The sequence below is a fragment of the Paenibacillus sp. sptzw28 genome (assembly GCF_019550795.1).
In the GTDB taxonomy this organism is placed as follows: Bacteria; Bacillota; Bacilli; order Paenibacillales; family Paenibacillaceae; genus Paenibacillus_Z.
On record NZ_CP080545.1, the window covers coordinates 4,974,723 to 4,997,551 of the forward strand.

Annotated in this window: 22 protein-coding genes; 1 reads left to right on the plus strand and 21 read right to left on the minus strand. The window is 47.8% G+C overall.

The genetic code is table 11. The features are described 5' to 3' along the window. Positions 1-111: 111 nt before the first annotated feature. From KZ483_RS22840 to KZ483_RS22865, 6 genes are all read right to left on the minus strand, one after another. On the minus strand, positions 112-1,578 hold the full coding sequence (locus tag KZ483_RS22840; RefSeq protein WP_220349839.1) for an O-antigen ligase family protein: 1,467 nt from the start codon (positions 1,576-1,578) through the stop codon (positions 112-114). A 96-nt stretch (positions 1,579-1,674) separates the two neighbouring features. Further along, positions 1,675-2,127, minus strand: coding sequence for a lasso peptide biosynthesis B2 protein (locus tag KZ483_RS22845; protein WP_258881385.1), 453 nt, complete (start codon positions 2,125-2,127; stop codon positions 1,675-1,677). A gap of 63 nt (positions 2,128-2,190) precedes the next feature. Next, complete coding sequence (locus KZ483_RS22850; protein WP_220349847.1) at positions 2,191-3,165, minus strand: phosphoenolpyruvate carboxykinase (ATP); 975 nt, start codon at positions 3,163-3,165, stop codon at positions 2,191-2,193. 134 nt (positions 3,166-3,299) lie between these two features. Then, positions 3,300-3,443, minus strand: a complete 144-nt coding sequence (locus tag KZ483_RS22855; RefSeq protein ID WP_220349852.1) for a paeninodin family lasso peptide — start codon at positions 3,441-3,443, stop codon at positions 3,300-3,302. Between the two features lie 20 nt (positions 3,444-3,463). Then, a complete protein-coding gene (locus tag KZ483_RS22860; RefSeq protein ID WP_220349856.1) occupies positions 3,464-5,413 on the minus strand; it encodes an asparagine synthase-related protein in 1,950 nt (649 codons plus the stop codon). Continuing rightward, on the minus strand, positions 5,410-6,651 hold the full coding sequence (locus tag KZ483_RS22865; RefSeq protein WP_220349858.1) for a sulfotransferase family protein: 1,242 nt from the start codon (positions 6,649-6,651) through the stop codon (positions 5,410-5,412). The genes KZ483_RS22860 and KZ483_RS22865 overlap by 4 nt, the downstream gene beginning before the upstream one ends. A 260-nt stretch (positions 6,652-6,911) precedes the next feature. On the opposite strand from KZ483_RS22865, the gene KZ483_RS29205 reads away from it, so the two are divergent. Next, a complete protein-coding gene (locus KZ483_RS29205; RefSeq protein ID WP_397376225.1) occupies positions 6,912-7,301 on the plus strand; it encodes a VanZ family protein in 390 nt (129 codons plus the stop codon). A gap of 57 nt (positions 7,302-7,358) precedes the next feature. On the opposite strand, the gene KZ483_RS22875 is transcribed toward KZ483_RS29205, so the two are convergent. From KZ483_RS22875 to KZ483_RS22945, 15 genes are all read right to left on the minus strand, one after another. After that, positions 7,359-9,155 carry an ABC transporter ATP-binding protein gene (locus KZ483_RS22875; protein WP_220349860.1) on the minus strand — a complete coding sequence of 599 codons (1,797 nt, stop codon included), beginning with the start codon at positions 9,153-9,155 and terminating at the stop codon, positions 7,359-7,361. An 11-nt stretch (positions 9,156-9,166) separates the two neighbouring features. Then, the gene (locus tag KZ483_RS22880) at positions 9,167-10,339 is read right to left on the minus strand and encodes a nucleotidyltransferase domain-containing protein (protein ID WP_220349861.1); all 1,173 of its coding nucleotides are present in this window, start codon (positions 10,337-10,339) and stop codon (positions 9,167-9,169) included. Next, positions 10,332-10,769, minus strand: a complete 438-nt coding sequence (locus tag KZ483_RS22885; RefSeq protein WP_258881386.1) for a lasso peptide biosynthesis B2 protein — start codon at positions 10,767-10,769, stop codon at positions 10,332-10,334. The genes KZ483_RS22880 and KZ483_RS22885 overlap by 8 nt, the downstream gene beginning before the upstream one ends. Positions 10,770-10,817: 48 nt before the next feature. Next, entirely contained in the window at positions 10,818-11,120 is a 303-nt protein-coding gene (locus tag KZ483_RS22890) for a lasso peptide biosynthesis PqqD family chaperone (protein ID WP_220349863.1), read from the minus strand. A gap of 5 nt (positions 11,121-11,125) precedes the next feature. Next, complete coding sequence (locus KZ483_RS22895) at positions 11,126-12,061, minus strand: phosphoenolpyruvate carboxykinase (ATP) (protein ID WP_220353625.1); 936 nt, start codon at positions 12,059-12,061, stop codon at positions 11,126-11,128. Positions 12,062-12,171: 110 nt separating this feature from the next. Further along, a complete protein-coding gene (locus tag KZ483_RS22900) occupies positions 12,172-12,309 on the minus strand; it encodes a paeninodin family lasso peptide (protein WP_220349868.1) in 138 nt (45 codons plus the stop codon). A 28-nt stretch (positions 12,310-12,337) separates the two neighbouring features. Continuing rightward, positions 12,338-14,266, minus strand: coding sequence for an asparagine synthase-related protein (locus tag KZ483_RS22905; RefSeq protein WP_220349869.1), 1,929 nt, complete (start codon positions 14,264-14,266; stop codon positions 12,338-12,340). Positions 14,267-14,439: 173 nt separating this feature from the next. Continuing rightward, positions 14,440-15,774, minus strand: a complete 1,335-nt coding sequence (locus KZ483_RS22910) for a UDP-glucose dehydrogenase family protein (protein ID WP_220349874.1) — start codon at positions 15,772-15,774, stop codon at positions 14,440-14,442. A gap of 16 nt (positions 15,775-15,790) precedes the next feature. Then, positions 15,791-17,167, minus strand: a complete 1,377-nt coding sequence (locus tag KZ483_RS22915; RefSeq protein WP_220349877.1) for a sugar phosphate nucleotidyltransferase — start codon at positions 17,165-17,167, stop codon at positions 15,791-15,793. 32 nt (positions 17,168-17,199) lie between these two features. Continuing rightward, a complete protein-coding gene (gene rfbD, locus KZ483_RS22920) occupies positions 17,200-18,093 on the minus strand; it encodes a dTDP-4-dehydrorhamnose reductase (protein ID WP_258881387.1) in 894 nt (297 codons plus the stop codon). Beyond that, positions 18,059-19,078: a dTDP-glucose 4,6-dehydratase gene (gene rfbB, locus KZ483_RS22925; protein WP_220349878.1), complete on the minus strand. Its 1,020-nt coding sequence runs from the start codon at positions 19,076-19,078 to the stop codon at positions 18,059-18,061. Before rfbB ends, rfbD begins: the two co-directional genes overlap by 35 nt. A 12-nt stretch (positions 19,079-19,090) precedes the next feature. Beyond that, on the minus strand, positions 19,091-19,642 hold the full coding sequence (gene rfbC, locus KZ483_RS22930; protein ID WP_220349879.1) for a dTDP-4-dehydrorhamnose 3,5-epimerase: 552 nt from the start codon (positions 19,640-19,642) through the stop codon (positions 19,091-19,093). A 21-nt stretch (positions 19,643-19,663) separates the two neighbouring features. Then, positions 19,664-20,416 carry a sugar phosphate nucleotidyltransferase gene (locus KZ483_RS22935; protein WP_220349880.1) on the minus strand — a complete coding sequence of 251 codons (753 nt, stop codon included), beginning with the start codon at positions 20,414-20,416 and terminating at the stop codon, positions 19,664-19,666. Positions 20,417-20,446: 30 nt separating this feature from the next. Beyond that, positions 20,447-21,871: a flippase gene (locus KZ483_RS22940; protein WP_220349881.1), complete on the minus strand. Its 1,425-nt coding sequence runs from the start codon at positions 21,869-21,871 to the stop codon at positions 20,447-20,449. Continuing rightward, positions 21,868-22,827, minus strand: coding sequence for a glycosyltransferase family 2 protein (locus KZ483_RS22945; RefSeq protein ID WP_220349882.1), 960 nt, complete (start codon positions 22,825-22,827; stop codon positions 21,868-21,870). Before KZ483_RS22945 ends, KZ483_RS22940 begins: the two co-directional genes overlap by 4 nt. Positions 22,828-22,829 lie beyond the last annotated feature (2 nt).

Genomic DNA, 22,829 nt, shown 5'->3' on the forward strand with positions numbered 1-22,829 from the left:
ATGCGAGAGAAAAAAGCGGGGATTACCGGATTTTCACTTCAGTAATGCTTGAAAGTTTTTCAAAAAGCTCGCGTACATTCCACTGAACCGGAGCATGTACGCGAGTTTGGCTTATGATATATTCGGTTGCAAAGAGGCTGCGTCCGCCGGTTTTGTGCCCGCTATCTCTTTGTTCTCCAATCGTTTATCTGTAAGCCGATTTAGCACGATCAGCAGTCCCATATGCACCCAAAACATCGACAAGGTATGCGCCGTCGTAAAGCATGTCGCGATCAGATTCAATATAAAGCCGCTGAACATTCCAATAAGATACGTTCGGTGTCTCACATCGCGGCTTCTCGCAATCGAGCGTATGGAATCGAAGATAACGACCAATACCAGAGAAAGCATGATGATGGAACCAATAATTCCCGTATCGTGGAGGATGGCAAGAGGCGAGCTGATGATCCAGGCACCGTCGCCCATAAACTTCATTGAGAAGTAGCCTCTTCCCAGGACCGGCGCGAGCTTCCAGTCATTCAAGGTGGTCACCGCATTGTCTACCCGGAAAGCGTTGGAGCCGCCATCCGTTTGAAAAAAGTTATTGATTTTGCTGGCGAATAAGTTCTCCACTCCCGACGTTTGGTTAAAGCTCGACTGAATGATGTAATAAACGGGAATAAAGCAGACGACAATGCCGACTACGCTAAAGATCGTCTTCGGCTTCATAAACTTTTTGCCGAAATACATGAACAGAATCAGCAAGCATACAACCAGGCCCAGCCATACGGAACGGGTCCATCCCAAGGTTATGCCGGCCAATAAGAGTATAATGTTGCCGACATTGTACAGCAGCTTGCTCTTACTGCCCTTCAGTGTCATTACCGAGATAATCAATAAAAACGTACATCCGATAAAAGAAGAGAATAAGTTGGCCTCGAAGAAGGTTCCTCTGACGCTTACCGACGTTCCAAGCTGACCTGTCATCAGACCGTTCAACGTGTCCTCGAACAAGTATCTGCTTGTGGCTGTATAATAAGCATAACAAATCAGCCCGTACACGGTCTGGATAAGGCCGAGCGCCACATACCAATTAATGTATTTATAGATGTCATTCTTCATGTTATACAGCTGGGTAATCAGAACCAGACTTAACGTCGACATTGCAAGCTGGAGGATCCCCGAAACCGAAAAGTGCCATACCGGGCTATTGATCCTGGATACGACAAGCGTGTAGCACAGATAGATGATTATTAGCCAGGTTTCCTTGGTAAGGATAAATTTGAACGCCGGCTTTGGCTGCCGGACTATAATATGAAAGAACAGAGCGGCAAATGCGATAATCATGATGAAGTTATCCGGTCTGCCATGGAAACTGCCAACGCCGAATCCCAGCTGATTCATCGTACAGGACAGCAGGAAAAGTCCAAAACAAAAACCAAGCGAATAGAAACATAGAAATACAATTGCCGCAACTGCAAGGGCTCCGATCATGGCAAGTGAGCTGAATTTGCTGAGCATCAGTGTGATGGCCACAGCTCCCGCCGCAAGCGCCCACGTTAGCATTTTTGTTTTGTCAAAAGCTCCAAGCCTGAACATAAATTATCAACCCCTTATCGGTAAGAAGGTTTTGCCGCAGGTATCCAACGTCAACTATCGATTAAGCCTTATGAAATATCTGCTTTCAATAAGGCATTATTTTCGCGCGCTACACATCAATTGTTCTTCCCCGGAACTTTCGTTGAACCTGGAGTAATTGCCGAAAACGCCGACGACCGCAAATTTGTCGATCTCGTCCGCTCCGGTCAGATACAGGGGACCGCTCCTCAGCCAGGCATGAGCGACCATCTCACCTGCTTCATTCCTACCTGTTCCCAAATAAAGCGTACTGCCGATCCGGCGCCGCTCCAGCATCTTCATCCCGGCAATTGCCATAACCAGACACTTGCTCTCCCACCAGGTATTTCGACTTGCGATATGAATCGCCCGTGCTATTTGCAGCAGCTCGCTCTCGTTTGTCCGATCGCGGCGGTATGGACTCTCCTCCATCCGGTTGCCCAAAGAAGGCGCGACCTTTGAGAAGGGCATGCTCTTCAGTATTCGAGCCCAGCCCAGATACATAAACGCTTCAACCAGCAATTTCCTCATATGAGGCGGCATGGCCAAAAATCTCTTGATTTTTCTCATAAGTCTCGCCCAAGACCTCTCTGCTCAGGAATTGACTTTCACATCTTCCCTGGATTTGGACTGATCCGAAGTTCGTCCACCCTTGATTACGGTATCGATTATGCGGTCTACCAGCTCATATGCCGTAAAGCCTTCGGCCGGTCTGGATAACCGATAAACATCGATGTTCCCGGCAATATGCGCTGAGGCCGAGAAGTGCCACTGTTCCTGCTCCAGAAGCGGAATCAACAGATTGCGGTAAGTATGGTTCAATAAGAGCGGGAAACGTTCGAGACTTTGAACGGGATGAATTTCAGCTTCCATTCCTTCCGCTTTAACAAGCTCGAATACGCCAGCAAAAGGGACCGGTTCCTTACAGAATGTTGAAGCGACAGGTACGGCGTACTTGTTCACTTCCTGATATAACGGATTGTAGCGGTTCGTTTCCATCCCCAAATGAGTGATGCTGTTCTCCCACAGCTTCTGCTGCGGATAAGACGGTATAATGTCAGGCGGATTATCCGGCGACAGCGATACGGCGATGACATCGTCGCTCAGAAGCTGATAGCCGCTGTTTCGGAAAGCGGCGGCAAGCGTTGATTTTCCGGCACCGGATTCGCCGACGAATGCATAAGCTTTCCCGTTTATGACGACTGCGCTGCCGTGCAAAGGCAGTATTCTCCGCTGCATCAGCAGCGCGCCCATGCATGTTCCAAGCAAATAGAGACGGATCTTGTTCTCGTCCGCTCCGGCCATGGGAGAGACGGTTATCCTGCTTCCTTCAGCAATGGAGAATAACGCGGTCTCCGGTACATGAAGAAAGATTTGGCCGTCAGCTGTCCCGTAGAACTTTTGGTAGACCGGTACGTCCTGCCAGGCTTTGGACAGATCGGCCACGACGATTTCCACATCCGGCTCATTCTCCGGCAGATCCGGTCCCATCAGCTCCGGCAGGACGATTTCACTTACTATCTGAAGTCCGAAGGCTTTATACTTCATCTTTTTGACGGTTGGAATCATATTCTTTCACCCTATCCTTCACGGCTTTTTAAAGAAGCCCCGGTTATGTGACATTAAAGGCTTGCTTGAGTATGGCCCTTATACAAAGTCGCTTGTATAAAGGCCTAAGTATCATTGCTCAATCTGTATAAATATTAGGAGACTGGAGGCGTATCTGTAATGTCAAGGTCGCTCGGGCTAACAAAATCGATATATTTCGTACCGATGCCCAGCATGGTGGAGCTTACATTAAGAGTTTCCAATTGCGGCTTCTCCCAAGCTTTTTTGTTGGTTTCCATGGTTATCACCTCCTTTCAGCTCACGGATTATAGAATTTAGTTAGAAACCTGTAAACAATGACGCTTCGCATCAGGTATCTGATTTCCGGGCTGAAGGCGTCCTCGGTCCGCGGGGAGCTACCGACCTTGGAAAGCGCCGCTCGGATCTGATTCACGTTCATATAGTGTGATGCAATGGGGTCGTTGCAAAGCGCTCCGACCTCCTCCGTGAAAGGCCGCCATTGCGGAATCATCCTGTGAACCCAATCTGCCCCCTGCACGCCGCGGATGCGCTGGTTTAATCTGACCTTATCGGGCAAATAACCCGCCGTCGCTCTCCGTATAAGCGCACGGTCGTAACCATTTTGCACATATTGTTCAAACGGTACGGATAAGCAGAACCGGACGACTCTCGGATCGCAGGTCGGATCCCGTTCCCATATCGAATATTTAAGCGACAGCTTCGTACCCTTAGTGCCTCTTAAATTGGCAATGGCCAAATTGTGAAGGTGGTTGCTTCTTGCCTCTAAGGCATCTGTTCTTAAGAAGCCGCTTAAATCGTTATCCCTCTCCTGAAGCTTCGCCATTACATTTGTTTTATGGGCGAAGTCCGGGTGGATTAACCGCGGAACATCCGGCTCGCTGCCCAGCAAGGAGATCTGAGGGGAGAAGGGCATTGCCTGCTTCCCTATCATCGGCAATAACCGCGCCCTCCGTATCCCTTTTCGTCTGCTGAACAGGTGCAGCTCGCGGTACAATTGAATCCATTTGAGCTTTCTTGCAAGGATCGCGTAATAATGGATCGCCGGCCCCCATGAGATTGTGAGGTTGCCTCTCGCCCCGGTTAGCAGGACACCGACCCCTTGCTCCTGTGCTTTCTCGAATATCCCCTTGATCCAAAATGAATTTTCAAAAAACTTATACGGCATTTCCAGAAGCTCGAGCCACTCATCAACTTCGGATAGCGGGCTGCGGTCTGCAAAGTCCAAATAGTTCTCCTGAATGTTCCCCACATGCTGAACGGTAGCCTGGATGAATGGACTTTCGTCCGCAATTCGTCCCTTGCCGGTCCAATCCTGAAAATCGTCAGCGGGTACGTAGCTGTATGTATGCAGCCTCTTCCGTTCTTCGCGCAATTCCTTCGCGGCAAAGCTGGCCACTGCACCCGAGTCCAGGCCCCCGCTTAACGTGGCGCCTACCGGTTTGTATGTCCGAAGGCTTGATCTGATCGCCGTTTGGAATACGTCGCGGAAAGCTTCGTCATACTCCTCGTTGGATTTCAGCACAAGCTTGTTGTCAGGCGCCAGCGTGCCGCCGTACCTGGAGCTTGTTACATTCCCGTCTTTAACCGTTAGTGTATGCGCAGGGGGTATTTGGCTAATATTGTTGTACACCGTTGACGCGGTATCCGGTGATTCGAGCATAACGGGTATAGTCATGAACTCCGCCAGCCAGAGCTCATGAAGCTCCTTCTTTACGCCGGGTAAAGTAAACAGCGGTGAAATCGTCGTGCAGAACGCAAGCCGGCTTGAGTCGCGGTAATAATACAATGTTCGATTCCCGAACATATCCCGCGCTCCGAACAGGAGCTTCTCGCGTTCGTCCCATATGACGAAGGCGAAATCACCGATCAGATAATTCGGAGCATTCCGTCCCCATTTGCGATAGGCGAGAAGGATAAGCTCACTGTCCGTCATCGCTTCGCGGCGGGCTTGCTCGACCTGCAGCCGGGCAAAGAGCTCCTCCCGGTTATCAATAATCGCATCCGCCGTGATCGCAAGCCTGCTCGAGGAATCGTAACAGGGCAATCTTTCATTACGGGATTCGGGAGTAGTCCATTGGGCGCGGCACCCGAGGAAGAGCGGCCCGTTCTGCCAGATACCCGCATAGTCGGCGCGGTAACGCTGCAGATCTTCCATCATTAACCGGCCGTTCTCCTCAAGTGCCGGGTCTTCATCGTTAAAGCAAAGAATACCCGCGATGGCGCTCATTTCTTCCTCCCGCTATGAATCAGGTAATTGGATGCCCATTGAGAAAGATGACGACCAAATGGGATCATCGACTTTAGCCGGTTGATCTTTTTCTTCACCGCGTCCAGCTGGGCAGCCAGATGCTTCTGAGTCGCATAGCTTTTCTCCAACCTTTTCTCGAGCGAGCGCAGCGTTATTTGCAATTGCAGCACCTGCGGATTAATCATCGTCCGCATATCGCCCGGTTCAGCCTGGAATAGCCGGCCTTCTGCCGGTGCGTCGGTCTTCATTCGATAGTTCTCTTCCCACCTGCAGCCAGTTGCGCCAGCCAGCTGTCTCGTGCGCATTTGAATCAGTTCCATGTCCGGTTTCATCTCGAAGCTCGCGCCTGTCAAGCTTTCAGCTTCCGCTAACTGGCGGCTGTATCCAAGTTTGTGGAAGACTTCGGCGCCAAGAACGCGGCAGTACATCTCGATTTCCCGTTTATCCAACACTTCCTTCCAGCTGTCAACGGACCCAAGATGCGGCTGTGTATGCTGAGCGACGAACGGATCCCCGACACCCATGCTGTAATACAAATCGGCCTTGGCTGTATTCATAAAGTCGCCGTACTTATCCAGGCCCTCTTCATAGGTAAGTCCCAGGAACCTGCACAGCATCCGAAGCTCTTCTTCGGGACGTGCAACCATGCTCTCATAACTCAGCCGGTAAGCATAAGAGCTCCCCCCGGAGAAGTAATCCATGTACCTGAGCAATCCGACGGTAATATCGATCATCTTAATATCGAATTTTGGATTGAGCAAATCTTCCTTCAGGTTGAACCTGTCGTTGGTGTCTTGGTAAACCTTCTTGTAAGATGCAATTACGGAGAGCGGATTTCGAATGAGCCAGATCCGCCGCGAGTGCGGGAAGAGCGCATCCAGAAATTCCAGCAAATAATAATACCTTGGCGATTTGTCCACAACCATATCGGCGCCGCTGCTCTGCAGCAGGCCGTTATATACTTGAAGGGCGAATGCACGGCAGGCTTGCTCATACGTTTCGCCGGGGAGTACGCCATTAAAGAATTGATTAAGGATGCCGGTGCCACCGTAAGCGCGATGAGGGGTTAGTTTCATATCGTAGAGGCTCATCAAGAACCACATTTCCTGGGTAGCGAATATTTTGCTGTGATTTTGAAGCATCACGGTTGCAAGCGAGCTCCCGCTCCGGGGAGCACATAGCAAGAAGATGAGATTATTGCCGTTTCTGTCGATCAATTACGGTCCCCCCTGCTTCCGGGCATGCGAATGTTTCGGCAGCATTTTGCTACTATATGTATCGATTATATCATAAAATATCCATTTACTATTAATAATTATAAAAATTTTATTATTTATTGAAGCAATTATGCTCTTATTTGTCTTGTCATCAGCTTTCGTGTTACAATTTGTCTCAAGAAAATCTATGCGATTTTATATTACACTGGGAATAAGGTAGTGATAATTTGAGGATATTTCTGGGAATTCTATGGGGAATCGTGATTTTCGTCTGCACATGTACGGTCAGCTTTACTCTGCTGCTTCGAAATCATTTCATTTATTTCGTATTTACTCCCCATCCTAATTGGCGGGAGCTGCTCATTTTTCATTTCAGCGATTTCCGTGACAACATCTACTTAATTCAGAAAATAGGACATTTTTCCGGTTTCTTTATCCTCGCACTGATCCTCTCGAACTTTGGACGGTACAAACCGGGAATCTACGTATCCATCAGTTACGGAATATTTACCGAAATATTGCAGCTGTTTTTTCTAAGGGACGGCAGAATCGCGGATATGTTCATAGACTCTTTCGGTATTCTGCTGGCTTATGGATTATGCAGACTCTTTCATTCAGTGAGAAGACATCTTTTATTACAACCCAAATGAAAAATCCCCTTTCACCTCACCAGGATGGTAAAGTGAAAGGGGATGCCGCGCCGTAATCTACTGATTCGCTTCTGCTTGATAAGCGAGTAATTGACTGAATGTGCCTTTGCTTTCTTTGGAAAGCTGTTGAAAGCCTCCCTGCTGAATAATTCTGCCCTGCTCCAGAACAAGCACTTGATCGGCATTCCGAATGGTGGATAGCCGGTGAGCTATAACAATAATGGTCATCGACCCCTTCAGACGATCGAGCGATTGCTTGATCTTCGCTTCGTTCTCGGTGTCAAGAGCACTTGTTGCTTCATCCAATACGAGAATAGCCGGTTTTCTTAGTATCGCCCTGGCTAGTACAATACGCTGCCTTTCTCCGCCCGAAAGACGGACACCCCGATCACCAATGATTGTATCAAGGCCTTGAGGGAGCTTCCTGACAAACTCATCCGAAGCGGAAAAGGCTAATGCTTCCCAGAGCTGTTCTTCGCTCGCATTCGGCTCAACCTGCATCAGATTTTCTCTGATGCTTGCATTGAATAGGAAGGGATCCTGCGAAACGTAGCTGACAGAACGTCTTAAGGAATACACATTCTCCGTACTCAGCGGAACGCCGTCTATAATAACCTGGCCCTCCTCCGGCTGCAGGAGTCCGATAAGGATATCGATCAGAGTGCTCTTCCCGGCTCCGGATTTTCCAACGATCGCGGTCATGGTGTTGGCCGGAATCTTCAGATTAATATCTTCAAGAGCATAAGGTACATTATCCAGGTCGTACCGGAAGTGGATATGACGGCATTCAATGCCCTCTTCGATCCGGATAGGTTTAATGCTTTCATCAAAAAACCTTGATTCCTGCGCTTCCTCGCATTCCCTCTCCAGTTCCCTTAAACTCTTAAAGGCGGGAATCGTCGAGACTACCTGTTCCCAGCTTGACTGTATGCCTGCAAACCGGGGCCATAACCGGGAAAATATAATAATAATAACAATAAGCTGTTCGCCTTTAATATGAAAAATTGTGTTCGATGAATAAACGAACAACGTAATGAGAAGGGCAGCCGCTACTTTATAGAAAAACTGCGAGTTCGATTGCAATCTGGCAAACTGGATCATATTAACCTTCATTCGGTCATTTAACGCTTGAAACCATGTAAGATGCAGCTCTTCCAGCCTATTGCTCTTAATATCCTTAATACCGTTGAAATGTTCGGTAATCCCGCCCATATAGCTCTGTGAGAGCTCGGTCGTATTCCTTCCCAGTCTCTTCGCATTTTTGATGAATTTCCGGGAAAACAAAGCAAGCACGAACCCGCATACAAGCACGAACGCGGTCAATTCAAACGACAGCCAGAACGCAAAGCCGATCTGGATCACGGTGAAAACAAGCGAGGTGAATAAAGTCATGAACAAGTAAATCCCTTGGCTGACACGGGCTAACTCGTTCGTCATAATATGATTAAAATCAGACTTCCTTTTCTTAAGAAAGAAAGACCATTTCGCCTTCATAAGAGCCTGATAAATTTTCGTTCTTAGGTAACCCATAAAGCCTTGTTGAATGGCCATGCTCATATTGGTTTGATTCCGCTGCAGCCATGCTTGGCCTATAATGAGTACAATGTAAGCAGCAAGGACAAGCGGCAGTTTATATGCGCTCGGAACGGTATTCAGTTTTTCGATGATTGAAGAGAGGTAGGGGATTCCCCCGGTACTTACATTAAAAACACCGATAAAGCTAAGCATCGGAACTATCAGATAGATTCCGACTCCTTCAAAAAAACTAATCAACACCATACCGAGAAGGTTGGAATAGAGCTTGAGTCCGGCGAATACGTGTAATTTTTTGAGGTAATAAACAATATGAGGCATGATACCCTCTCCTATGGTGTTACTTGTTGTTTCATGCGCCGCCAAATCCACAATATCGGCCGTAAGGGTACATACAGGAAATGCAGCTGCTTTGGCAAGGGCAATGTCTGTGCATCCCACGAGCTCGGATACATGAGGCCGACCATATAATTCCATTTTTGATGATTGGATTTTATTGACAGTAAATACCTTTTGTAATGCTTAGTCGGGCTTAAACGCATAATTTCTTTTATAAAATCAATCGAGCTTTGGGCTAAACGGTAAGGACGTTTATCCGCAGTCAAGGTTTTCATCTCTTGGCTGAGGGGCGTTTCTATTAACTCGGAGGCTAATATGAGCGCCTGTCCGGCCAAATCGCTGCAGTGGTATTCTTTCAACAGAGGAATGAGCTTCCCCCAATCCAGTTTGTTTCGCACCATGCGATCAATATCAATCAGCCAGCGAAGCCGAAACCAGGCATGACGGGCGCCATGTGAAACAAGATAGAGAAACAAATCTTCATTTCCCGGAAAATAAACCGGATAGCTGGTAAGCGAGCTCGTGCTTCTCCGTTCCCACAGCTCTTCGAAAGCGGGTTCTTTGCCCGTTTCCGGATTCAGTCTCCAATGGACTTCGATTTGAACCTTCGTTTGGGGGTTATAATAGGAAATGTGATGCTTCTTTACTTTCCAGTCGTCCAAAATGCGGGGTCTTTCATCCGTTATCGTATATCCGGATGAGAGTAGAATCTTCTCCGCTCTATCAACATCATCAACTGGGATCAGAATGTCCAGGTCTTTAGACGTGCGAAGAGAGATGTCTCCATAAAGAGCTTGTGCGAGGACGGGGCCTTTCAGCATCAGCGAACGAATATTATGTTCATCGAATTGTTTGCATATTTTATCCATTTCAGCCGTTATATGCATCATTTGAAAGGTATTCTTGTTGTAATCCATGTATAGGGCACGGACCACCTCGGCAGGAATAAGATCATTGCCGAATTTGCTCAGCTTTGAATAGACCGTCGGATAGACACGATGATGTCTGGCCAGTTGGACGAATTGATTCCAGTCCATGTCTTCTTCAGTAAGATAATTCTTGATATGATCCGGTACCTCCGGAGCATCCTTCATCCCGATCAAAGAAACCAGCAGCTTCAATTCTTTCGAGAATGAACTTAAATCAAGACAGAATCTGTTATCCATTCATTATGCTCCTTTGCTTCTCCTCGAGCCTTAATACTTTCCCGAATTTGCTGACTACAGTAAACGCATCCATCTCTTCCGCTCCCGTTATATAGAACGGGCCGCTTCTGAGCCAGGCATGCGCAATCATCTTACCGGAAGAATCTCTTGCCGTACCAAGATACAGCGTGCTCTCAATCCGCCGTCTTTCAAGCATCTTCATTGCCGCGATCGCTTTAACCAGGCACATGCTCTCCCACCAGGTATGGCGGCTAATCGTACGAATTACACGCGAAACATTCTGCAATGTCACTTCATCCGATTGATTATGCGTTAAAGGCGTCTCTTCCATCAGAATTCCGAGTGACGGTGCTACCTTTGAGAAAGGCAGTGCTTTAAGAATACGTGCCCAACCGAGGTACAGGAAGGCCTCCAGAATTAACATCCTCATGGCCCTGCGCATCGATAGAAACTTCTTCGCTCTCCGCCACAATGTCTTTTAGCCCTCTTCCCGCGACTCGGTTTGTATTAATCCTTCTTTGTGCAGTAGCTGCAGGAAGTTTACAACCTGCTCGGAGCATGCTTCCCGGTCGATATCGTATTCAGAGAGAAGCACGGAAGTTATCTGTTCAACCGAGACCGGCGATTCAATAATCTCCCAGATTCTTCCTCCTACTTGACCAAGATTATAATACTTTCCATTGTTAATGCTCATCATCACTTTTTCGCCATCCATATTGCTGACAAGATTGCCTTTAGCCTGTAAAACGACCTGTTCGGGGGAAAATGTTTGTGTTTGCATCAGCTTTATGCTCCTTCCGAAATTGTGTCTAAGATTTGAGCTGCCAAATCATGTGCGGTAAATCCGGAATCCAGCCGCCGTAATTGATACACAGCAGCATGATTGATAAGATTCAAACAAAATGTAAAGTGCCATTCTTCCAGTTCAAGCAGCGGAATGAGGAAATTACGGTAAGTATGGCAATTGAAAATACGAAACCGCTCAAGCTTCTGAATACGGCGAATTTCCGTTTCTCCGTTTTCCAGCTTTAAGACTTCAAAAACGCCGGCGAGCGGTACGGATTCGGCATAAAATTGGGAAGACACCGGTACCGCGAATTTCTCGACTTCGTGTGTCAACGGGCTGTAAAGATTGGTGTCCATATCCAGGTTCACCAGACTTTCCTGCCACAGCTTCTGCTGCGGATAAGCCGGCGATACAACCGGGGATGCCCCGTCAGCGGATAAAGATATGGGAATGACGTCGTCGCTTAACAGTGGAAAACCCTTGCTAAGAAATGCTGCCGCGAGCGTTGATTTTCCGGCTCCCGATTCACCTACGAATGCGTAAGCCTTCCCGTCGATAACGACTGCGCTGCCGTGCAAAGGCAGTATTCTCCGCTGCATCAATAACGCTCCCATACAGCTTCCAAGTAAAAATAGACGCACCTTGTTCATGTCCGAGCCCATCATAGGTGAAACGATTATCCTTTTCCCTTCCTGGATACAGAAGGCTGCCGCCTTGGGGATATGAAAGAAAATTTGATGATCCCGTACTGCATAGCTTAAATGATTCGCCTCTGACACTTCATCATTCCAGAATTTCGGTAAATCCGCGATCATAATTTCGATATCCGCGTGAATATCATCATCTCTCGCGATAGACAATTCCGGAAGCGGGATATCGCTTGTGAGCCGCAAGCCGAAGGCAGTATAAATCGTTTTCTTCACAGTAGGTATAATCTCTCTCACCCTTATATTAATAGAATCATTTCCCTTTAATTAGAGGAGCCCTTATACAAAAACGTATTGTATAAGGGCTCTTCATCCTGCTAAATAACCAATAAGTCAACTTACGAGTAGATATCAGCGTCAGCAAGCTTACCGTTTACGTACGTGTAGTCAACCTTTGTCAAGCCCCAGCCAGCCATTGTTTCGCTTACGTTAAGTACTTCCAACTCAGGTGTTTCCCATACTTTTTTGTTTTCCATAGTTCTCACCTCCCTTCAATAGGTTTGGTTATTGCAGCTTCTTAATAAACCGGAATGCGATTAAACTGCGCATCAGAAACCTTGTATCCGGGTCGAAAGCCTGATCCGGCCTTGGCGATTCCCCGACACTGGCGAGGGAAGTCCTTATCCGGCTTACATTCAACATCCCGGATGCAGCAGGATCATTACAAAGCTGTTTTATCTCGTCCGTGAACATGCGCCAGGCAGGCTGCAATCGATGCAGCCAGTCTGCCCCTTGAATCCCCCGTGTGCGTTGATTCAGCCTTACTTTGTCAGGCAAATCATTCTCGGTCGATCTGCGGACCAGCGACCGGCCGATGCCATTGTGCGTATATTGTTCAAAGGGAACGGATAAACAGAATCGGACCAATCTCGGATCACACGTCGGATCCCGCTCCGTCAATCCATAGCGCAGCGACATTTTCGCTCCCGCAGTCCCCTGCAGATTCAAGGCTGCCAGGTTCCGAAAGTAATTTTGCCTCTCCTCGAGCACATTAACCGAAGAAGGAGTGAGTCCTACATCTTGGTTCTGCAGCTTTTCAAATACGCCCGTTCTCCTTGCGAAATCAGGATGAATTAACGGCTGGACATCGGGTTCGTTAGTAACGGGAGCTTGAATAAAGGGAAAAGCATATTTGCCGATGATAGGCAGCAAGCGCGACCTCCCGATTCCCGTCTGTCTGCTGAAGAGCTTGAGCTCACGGTAGAACTGAATCCAGCGCAGTTTTTTGAATAATATAGCGTAATAATCAATCGCCGAGCCCCATGAAACCGTGTAATTGCCTCTCGCTCCCGTCAGCAGCACCTTCACTTGATGCCGCGCCGCTTCCTCATAAATACCCTTTATCCAAAACGAATTTTCAAAGTTTTTATAAGGAGCCTCCAGAAGATCGAGTAAATCGTCGATTTCCGAAAGCGGGCTCCTGCCTGCAAGATCGAGGTAATTGTCCTTAATGTTCCCCACATGCTCGACAGTTGCTTGAATGAACGGCCTCTCGTCAGCTATCGAACCTCGATCTGTCCAATCTACAAAATCATGCACGGGAATCGAACTATATGTATGTAATGTTTTCCCATCCTTCAGCAGTTCCTTCGCCGCGATACTAACGACTGCACTTGAATCAAGTCCGCCGCTTAGTGTAGCGCCAACCTGCCGATGCGATCGAAGCCGTGATGCTACCGCCTCCTTGAACACTTCGCGAAAAGCCTCGAGATACTCTCCGCTTGACTTCAACTGAAGCTTATCGGTGTGCACCAATGTCCCATACTGGGAAACTGATACCCTTCCGCCCGCCACTAACACGGAATGAGCCGGAGGAACTTGCATGATGTTGCGATACGCGGTTGAGAAAACATCAGTTGTCTCAATCATATGAGGGATAGCCAGGAATTCTGAAAACCACGCTTCATGAAGCTCCTTGCTTACGTCCGGCAAATCGAACATAGGCGAGATTGCTGAACAAAATACAAATCTATGTCTGTCATAATGATAATATAAGCTCCGGCTTCCCAGCAGGTCTCGCGCTCCGAAGAGCAGCTGTTTACCCGCATCCCAAATCATGAACGCAAAGTCACCGATTAAATACTTTGGAGCATCTTGCCCCCATTTCCGATAAGCAAGCAGTATAAGCGCACTATCCGTCATCTGTTTTCTTCGGTTAACCTCTACCTCCAGCCGATCGAACAGCTCATTTCGGTTATCGATGATCGCATCTGCCGTTATCGCCAGCATTGTTTCCTCATCGTAATAAGGCAACCGCTCATGAACCGACTCAGGTGTAATCCATCCTGCATGGCATCCAAGGAAAGCGTTCCTCTCCTGCCACGTGTCTGTGCAGTCGGCTGGATATTTCATTAAGGCGTCCATAATATATTGGCCGTCTTCGATGGGTACGGGTTCTCCGTCAAATTGAATGATACCGGCTATAGCACTCATTTTTTCCTCCACGGCGATCAATGATGTTCTGATCCGATTTCACTCAACTGCTACTATCTGTATCAATTATATCATTAAGTATACAGTTTGTAACTATTTTTTCAGAAAAAAAGCTACTTTTTTACTACTTTTTTCAAAAGAAGTGCCTTGGTCCTAGTGCCTGCTATATAAACCTAAAGGGGCAGCGCCGTGCGAAGAATTTCCCCGCGGTTCATATTCGGCCGACCGATCGAGCTGTAAATGAAGTCTGTAGATGCCAGCTTCTCCTCGGTAAACACATTTCTGCCATCGATCAGAACCGGCTGATTCATGATGCTCTGGAGTAAAGACAACTCCACCTGTTCAAACTCCGGCCACTCCGTTAAGAGGCAAAGCGCATCGGCGCCGGATGCCGCTTGAAGGGCATCTTCACACCATGTAATGGAGGCGTGATCGACCCACTGCCGGAAATTCGCCGTTGCAATCGGGTCATACGCGCGAATTTTAGCGCCTCGCTGCACGAGCTCATGAATAATTTCAATCGCTGGAGCATCCCGGACATCATCCGTGTTCGGTTTGAAGGCAAGCCCCCAGATTGCAATCGTCCGATTTGAGAAGGAACCAAATATCGTTTCCAGCTTGCTGATAATGCTGAAGCGCTGATCGCGGTTAACATCCACAACCGACTTCAACAGCTTGAACTCGTAATCAACATTACCGGCGATTTGGATAAGCGCCTGCGTGTCTTTCGGGAAACATGACCCGCCGTATCCGATACCCGCCTTAAGAAACGAATGTCCGATTCGATGGTCGAAGCCCATGCCTTCCGCCACATTCGTCACATCTGCGCCTACTTTCTCACAAATGTTCGCTATTTCATTAATAAATGATATTTTGGTGGCGAGGAAAGCATTCGAAGCATATTTGATCATTTCCGCGCTGCGAATATCCGTTACAACGATCTTATCGGACAGCGGCCTATGAAGTTCGGCAATTCGCTCCGCTGCCGCTTCACATTCCGTACCGATCACGACCCGGTCCGGGTTGAACGTATCCTTAATTGCCGAACCTTCCCGCAGGAATTCCGGGACTGAGACAATATCGAACGGATGATTCGTCAGCTTGGAAATCAGCTGCTTGATCCGATGATTCGTTCCGACAGGCACCGTGCTTTTCGTGACGACAATTTTATACCCGTTCATCGATTGAGCGATATCATGAGCAACCTGCTCGATAAAGCTCAGATTAGCTTCCCCGTTCGGAAGCGACGGTGTTCCCACCGCAATGATGATAATGTCCGATTGCTGTACGGCATCAAGCAAGTCCGTTGTGAAGGAGAGCCGTCCTTCTGATGCGTTCTTGACCAGAAGGTCCTGCAGTCCCGGCTCATATATAGGCACTTCGCCGTTACGAAGCATTTCGATTTTATGTTCCATTTTATCGACACAAATGACCTGGTTTCCGAGTTCCGAGAAACATACCCCCGAAACTAACCCGACATACCCTGTACCAATAACAGCAATTTTCATTTCTCTCCGCTCCCGTCTAGACACATTTCTCTAGAATCTCGGTCCAAGCCATATTAAGCCGAATGATATCTTCTTCGATAAGCTCGGAGCCGCTTTGAACCTCAATGATTTCCAAATCCGAAATCGCTTTGACGCTGTGCCGGCTTCCTTGGGGAATCTTCACAACGTCGCCGGCTGCAAGCTGGCTCATCTTCTCATTGAGGATAAGCTCACCTTCACCTGCAATGATTGTCCACACTTCATCCCGCTTCTCGTGGAACTGGTAGCTTAGGTTCCGGCCTTCCTTGATGCAGATTCGTTTGGTGAGCACTTCATTACCTTCTGCGTACTTGATATAATCCACAACCCGGTAATGCCCCCAGCGCCGTTCCTCGAACATTGGCCGGTTATCGATGCCGTTTAATATCTCCTTGATTCTCGGACTTGCGGACTTATCACTGACAAGAATGCCGTCCGGGCTTGTCGCCACAACAACGTTGGATAAGCCAAGTACAGTGACCGGAATATCCAGTTCGTTGATGAGGTGGGTATTTAATGAATCTTCGGAAACAATGCCTCTTCCCAGCACCTTTTGATCCATCTCTTCAGTCAGTGTGTTCCATGTCCCAAGGTCCCGCCACTCGCCGTCATAAGGTGCGGCAACGATATGGTTGGCCTTCTCGACCACTTTGTAGTCGAAGCTGATCTTCGGCAGCTTGTTATATTGTTTGAGCATCTCATCGTATTGGATCGGAAGCTCCATCGAGATAAGCAGATTAATCAAATAATCGAGCTTAAATCCGAAAACCCCGCAGTTCCAAAGGGCAGCTTCACGGATCATTGCTGCCGCTTCTTCCTCACGGGGTTTCTCCTGGAATCGGCTGACGTTTAAGAAAACAGTCGATTCATAGTCGATCGATGATGTTTCCGTTGGAATGATGTATCCGTACTTTTCCGACGGATAGGTCGGCTTGACGCCGATTAACGCCAAATCCGCTTCTGAATTCTCGAGCACAGCTTCAAGCTGTTTCACTTTGTGGAAGAACGACTCTTCCACGAACGGGTCAACCGGCAGGACGGCTATGGCCTCATTCAGGCCGACACCCTGCACGGAATATAAATAAGTGGCTGCAAGGGCGATTGCCGGAAACGTGTCTCTTCGTTCAGGCTCGACAATAACGGGAATATGGTGGCCTAATTGACTTTGCAGAATTTCCACTTGAGGCTTGCTGGTGGCAATATAAGTATCGTGATCCATACCGGTGCTTTGGATTTGCCGCCACACGCGCTGAACCATCGATTCCGGATTTCCGTCCGGAGCCTCCAGCACCTTAAGGAATTGTTTGGATCTGGAGTCATTCGATAACGGCCATAACCTTTTCCCGGAACCGCCGGAAAGAAGTACTAGTTTCACTCTCATCACTCCTTGTATTTCTATGTTTAACTTTAAGTTTTATTTACATAAGAAATCTCTTCAATAAAATCCGCGAGTGCGTCCTTCCAGGGTCTCATCGGACTAAAGCCGCCAAGCTCAAGCGCTTTATGCAGAAATACCGAATACGACGGCCGGCTGGCAGGACGAGGAAACTGGTCCGTTGATACAGGCTTCACTTCAACGCTGCGGCCCGATAATTCGAAGATCGCTTGTGCGAACTCGAACCATGAGCAGCTGCCCGAATTCGATACATGATAAGTGCCGTATTGCTCGGTCTTGATCAGCTCGGCGATACATTCCGCCAGATCCTTCGTATATGTCGGGCAGCCGACCTGATCACTCACAACCGATAGTGAGTCGCGTTCTTCCGCAAGCTTCAGCATGGTCTTCACAAAGTTATTACCGTGCTTTCCATACACCCACGAGGTGCGAACAATAAAATACCGGGAATGAAACCGTTCGACGAACTGTTCACCGGCCAGCTTCGATTTTCCGTACACGTTAATGGGCATTGTCGGCTGAAACTCATCATACGGCTCTGTGCCCTGGCCATTGAATACATAGTCCGTGCTCACGTAAACGAGCTTGGCACCCAGAGAATCGGCTACAACAGCCAGATTCCTGGAGCCGTAGCCGTTAACCACATACGCATCGTCGGGCTCGGTCTCCGCCAAGTCCACCTTTGTATAAGCAGCTGCATGTACGATAACATCAGGACTAAAAGCCGTTAACAGCTCTTTGGTCTGATCGAGCCGGGTAATATCCAGCTCCGTTCTGCCATACCCTTTCACTTCATACCCTTGGGAAGCCAGGCAGTCGACCATGTCTCTGCCGAGCTGCCCATGTGCGCCGGTGACGACCGCCCTTAGTTTAGCCATAGAGCTTCTCACCGTACTGCCGCTCATAATAGTTGGTATATGCGCCGTTCTTGATTCGTGTCCACCAGTCCTCGTTATCGAGATACCACTGAACGGTTTCCTTAATGCCCGTTTCAAACGTATATTTCGGCTGCCAGCCCAGCTCGTTTGTCAGCTTCGTCGGATCAATCGCATAACGGCGGTCATGACCTTTGCGGTCCTCGACATAACGGATCAGATCCTCGGATTTGCCAAGCAGTCCAAGTATGAGCTTTACGATATCAATGTTGCGGCGTTCGTTATGTCCGCCGATGTTGTAGACTTCTCCAGGCTTCCCGTCATGAATCACAAGATCGATAGCGGAAGCGTGGTCCATCACATGAAGCCAATCCCTGACATTAAGGCCGTCCCCATAAACCGGCAGCTGCTTGCCCTCAAGCGCGTTCGTCACCATCAGAGGAATCAATTTCTCCGGAAAATGAAACGGTCCGTAGTTATTCGAGCACCGCGTAATATTAACGTTCATCCCGAACGTCTCGAAATACGCTCTTGCGAGAAGATCGCCTCCCGCTTTGCTTGCGGAATATGGGCTGTTCGGCGCAAGCGGCGTGTCTTCCGTGAAGTACCCCGTTTCGCCAAGGGAACCGTAAACTTCATCGGTCGAGATCTGCACATACTTCTTAAGCTGGTTATCCTTCGCCGCATCGAGCAGCACCTGCGTACCAAGTACGTTTGTTTTTATGAAGATATCCGGCTCTGTTATGCTCCGGTCAACATGAGACTCTGCGGCAAAATTGACGATGATGTCAACATTAAACTGCTTGACCGTATCGTCCACCAGCTGCTTGTTGCAAATATCTCCCTTTATAAAATGGTAATTGCCATTGCGTTCTACAGAAGTCAAATTTTCCAAATTACCCGCGTAAGTTAGCTTGTCGAAGTTAACAATTTGATAATTGGGATATTTGTTCAACATATATTGAATAAAATTACTTCCAATAAAGCCCGCTCCACCAGTTACCAATATATTCATATTAGTTTGCTCCTATACCGTATAGTTGTTTTCGGCATCCCTCAGCAGCGGATGCACTTTATCTTTCTCGGACAACACGACGTTACCCATCGGCCAATCGATTGCCAAATCAGGGTCCGACCACAGAATTCCGCGGTCATGATCCTTCGAATACAGCTCATCTACTTTATAAAGCACCTGCGTATGAGGGACTAAAGTACAGAAACCGTGCGCGAAACCTTTGGGCACCAGAATCTGCCGTTTGTTGCTCTCGCTTATAATTACACCCACCCATTCTCCAAATGTCGGCGAATCTCTGCGGATGTCGACGACAACATCATAAATTGCACCGGCAATGGCTCGAACCATTTTCGTTTGAGCCTTGGGACTCAGCTGATAATGCAAGCCGCGCAGCGTACCGGCCTCCGCCGAGTAAGAATGGTTATCTTGAATAAAATCGTGCGTTATGCCTGCTTCATGAAACCGGGATTTATTATAGCTTTCCGTAAAGAAGCCCCGATGGTCTCCGAATACGTCTGTTTCTATAATGAGAACGCCATCCAGCTTGGTTCGAATAATCTTCACGTTATGGCTCCTTATCTGATCTTATTTCACAGCCGCAGGCTGTTTGCCGAACGACAGGTCGAAGTGCTGGTTGCGCACCAGCTCGTTAGCATGCGCCCAAGATTCGTGTGTTCCGGCATCCGTCCACCAGCCTGAGAGAATATCGTAGGTCAGATTTCCCGATTGAATATATGCATTATTAACATCAGTTATTTCAAGCTCGCCGCGACCGGACGGCTTCAATGTCTTGATAAAATTGAAAACATTGGCGTCGTACATGTAAATACCCGTTACCGCATAAGCGCTTTTCGGCTCTTTCGGCTTCTCTTCAATGCCGACGATAAGGTTGCCCTGAAGCTCCGCAACTCCGTAACGCTCGGGATCGTGCACCTCTTGGAGCAAGATTTTTGCTCCCGTACCCTGCCGTTTGAAGTTCTCGACGTATGGTGTGAGATCATCCGAGAATACGTTGTCGCCGAGAATAACAAGCATTGGCTCATCCTTCACAAAGCTTTGCGCCAAACCAAGAGCCTGCGCGATACCGCCGGCCTGGTCCTGCACTTTGTAGGAGAAACTCGCGCCGAATTCATGACCGCTTCCGAGCAGGTTAACGACGTCGCCCATATGGTCTCGTCCTGTGACAATCAGGATGTCGTCAATACCGGCAGCGATCAATTTGTGTATAGAATGATAGATCATCGGATATTTGCCAACCGGCAGCAAATGCTTGTTGGTCACCTTCGTTAATGGATATAACCTCGAACCTGTTCCGCCTGCAAGAATAATTCCTTTCATCTCTCTTCACTCCTAATTTTTTGAATTTTATTATAAAGCATTAGCTTGGAGCACCTTTTTAGGTCTGGCGATAAAGGGCATTAATCTGAAGAAGTACACGAGAAGGGCATACGAGATGCAGCTCATCGCTAATGTAACGATAATCGGCGTGAAATAATTGAACGTCATGACAAGCGCAGCAAACAGTAAGCTGACGAAAGCCATTCGGCCGACCCATCCGATCTCTATACTAAAAAACTGCAGCCGGTGAATCTTATACGAATAACCAATCGTGATGATTAGCTCCGCAAGGACCGATGTTGCAGATGCAGCAATAATCCCAAAACGCGGTATGAGCAGAAAGTTAAGCGACATGTTAACCACAGATGAGATGATGACCATTCGGAGAAACATTTTCTCCGAGTTATGGGAGATTAACAGATAACCCAGCACATAGTTGATGAAGCTGAAGAATATCCCTATTATCAATATTTTAAAGCTGGCACTAGCACCCAGGTACTCCGCCCCGTAGAGCAAGCCGATGAGATGATAGGACGTTATGACTCCCCCGATCGAGATCGGAAGAGCGATGACGCACATCGTCTTCAACGAGGAATTAAACAATTCCTTCCTTCTCCCGTCGTTTGCTCCCGACAGGAGGGGGAATAGAACCGTGACGATAATACTTGGAATCGCGACTAAAAGGATGGTTATTTTCAAGTTGGCATTGTATAGTCCGACCACTGCAGCGCTGTGATAGTGACTGACGATTAATGCGCCGGAGCTTGTATACACCTGAACAAGAATTGCCGAGAGAAATATTTTTCCGCTGTTTGTAAACAGCTTTATCTCATCCAGTGAAAAACGGGTGAAATTAAACATCTCTTTAAAGTTCATGCTGCTGATTAGCTTGGATCGCTTAAGCAGGTAGATCGCGTAAACGCCCGTCACCAATGCGCTGATTGCCAGTGAAATCGGCAGAGCGAGTACTCCCAGCGGTGTAAAGTAGAGCAGTGCCGCAGCTAATAGCACAAACAGAAACTGCTGGAATATCCTTACGAGCGATGTATATTTCATCATCGAGAATCCGTTAAACACCCAGCTTAAATCCATAACCGCCAGCAGCGAAGAGGAAAAGATATAAAGCAGTACAAGCAGCTTGGTGTGCGGATCATAACTGGCCATTAGATAAATAACGACGGAAATCACATTTGTTACCAGGAAGAAGGCTAATTTAATCTTGTGAATATTGGTAACGATTGATTCCGCGAATTCATTCTTCGCCAGCTCCCGGATCCCGATCGTATTCAGACCAAAGACGACCAGGATCGAAATATACGTACCGATAATTTGTGCTACAGAAAGTTCACCGAAGGCACTCGCACCGAAGTTCCTTGCGATGACGATCGTCAGCACAAACGCCAAAATTCTTGCGGCCAGCTCGGCCGAAGCCATTGAAAAGAGGTTTTTTTTCATAACGCAGCCTTTTCTCCACTTTTTTGTCCCGTTTCTTTGGGACTCTCTATTGGCGCTTTATATTTCCCTTTTTTACCCTGTATAAAATGCTTGCATCCGAGAAGAAACATCCTGGAGTTGTTCTTGTGGGGCTCGGGTACCTTCATGAACAATCCTTTAATGTACGTCAGATTTTTTTTCACAAAGAAGAGCATAAACAGCAAAAACACAAGCTTGTTTACATTTCTCCACATAAACATGAGGTTGTTCCTTGTCATGTAATAAATCTTCAGGCCGTTAGCGGAAGTCGAAGCGGACACTTTATGGTAAATAATAATGTCGCTCCTGTACTTGATAGCATAACTTCTTTTGGTTACTCTGCAGCAGAACTCGGTATCTTCATAGTAGAGAAAATAATCCTCCCGAAGAACGCCGACGGAATGAAACACTTCGCGTTTTATGAGCAGACTGCAGCCTGTCGCAAAGTTCACATCCATTTCCGTTTCCTGCTTCATGTCTTTATTTCTGTGCTGGCCTATATGATGCGTATTGCCTTTCAGCCAGTTCAGCTTTCCTCCGGCGAACCAGATCGTGTCCGGCTGGCTGTAATAGAGAATCTTCGGGCAGACAATTCCGGTATCCGGTTCCCTGTACAGCACTTCCACCATTTCCTTCAAGCAATCATCCGTAACAATCGTGTCGTTATTAAGCATCCAGACCGCATCGGCTCCGGCACCCAGCGCGATCCTTATTCCCAGATTGTTGGCGCCTGCAAACCCCAGATTCTCTTTACTCTTGATCAGAGTAACGAGAGGATGATTGATTTGATGATTCAGGTCGGAAGCTTCGGTAGACCCATTATCGACCACCAGTATTTTGAAATTGCGGTAGTTCAGCTTTAATAGTGAGTCTACACATTCTTTTGTGTCATTGGCACCGTTGTAATTAACAAGCACGATATAAACATTAGGCTCCATAC

Coding starts and splice junctions, on each gene's coding strand:
- KZ483_RS22840 (WP_220349839.1), bottom strand. CDS start 1,578: ATGTTCAGGCTTGGAGCTTTTGACAAAACAAAAATGCTAACGTGGGCG.
- KZ483_RS22845 (WP_258881385.1), bottom strand. CDS start 2,127: ATGAGGAAATTGCTGGTTGAAGCGTTTATGTATCTGGGCTGGGCTCGA.
- KZ483_RS22850 (WP_220349847.1), bottom strand. CDS start 3,165: ATGATTCCAACCGTCAAAAAGATGAAGTATAAAGCCTTCGGACTTCAG.
- KZ483_RS22855 (WP_220349852.1), bottom strand. CDS start 3,443: ATGGAAACCAACAAAAAAGCTTGGGAGAAGCCGCAATTGGAAACTCTT.
- KZ483_RS22860 (WP_220349856.1), bottom strand. CDS start 5,413: ATGAGCGCCATCGCGGGTATTCTTTGCTTTAACGATGAAGACCCGGCA.
- KZ483_RS22875 (WP_220349860.1), bottom strand. CDS start 9,155: ATGCCTCATATTGTTTATTACCTCAAAAAATTACACGTATTCGCCGGA.
- KZ483_RS22880 (WP_220349861.1), bottom strand. CDS start 10,339: ATGGATAACAGATTCTGTCTTGATTTAAGTTCATTCTCGAAAGAATTG.
- KZ483_RS22885 (WP_258881386.1), bottom strand. CDS start 10,769: ATGAGGATGTTAATTCTGGAGGCCTTCCTGTACCTCGGTTGGGCACGT.
- KZ483_RS22890 (WP_220349863.1), bottom strand. CDS start 11,120: ATGCAAACACAAACATTTTCCCCCGAACAGGTCGTTTTACAGGCTAAA.
- KZ483_RS22900 (WP_220349868.1), bottom strand. CDS start 12,309: ATGGAAAACAAAAAAGTATGGGAAACACCTGAGTTGGAAGTACTTAAC.
- KZ483_RS22905 (WP_220349869.1), bottom strand. CDS start 14,266: ATGAGTGCTATAGCCGGTATCATTCAATTTGACGGAGAACCCGTACCC.
- KZ483_RS22910 (WP_220349874.1), bottom strand. CDS start 15,774: ATGAAAATTGCTGTTATTGGTACAGGGTATGTCGGGTTAGTTTCGGGG.
- rfbD (WP_258881387.1), bottom strand. CDS start 18,093: ATGAGCGGCAGTACGGTGAGAAGCTCTATGGCTAAACTAAGGGCGGTC.
- rfbB (WP_220349878.1), bottom strand. CDS start 19,078: ATGAATATATTGGTAACTGGTGGAGCGGGCTTTATTGGAAGTAATTTT.
- KZ483_RS22935 (WP_220349880.1), bottom strand. CDS start 20,416: ATGAAAGGAATTATTCTTGCAGGCGGAACAGGTTCGAGGTTATATCCA.
- KZ483_RS22940 (WP_220349881.1), bottom strand. CDS start 21,871: ATGAAAAAAAACCTCTTTTCAATGGCTTCGGCCGAGCTGGCCGCAAGA.
- KZ483_RS22945 (WP_220349882.1), bottom strand. CDS start 22,827: ATGGAGCCTAATGTTTATATCGTGCTTGTTAATTACAACGGTGCCAAT.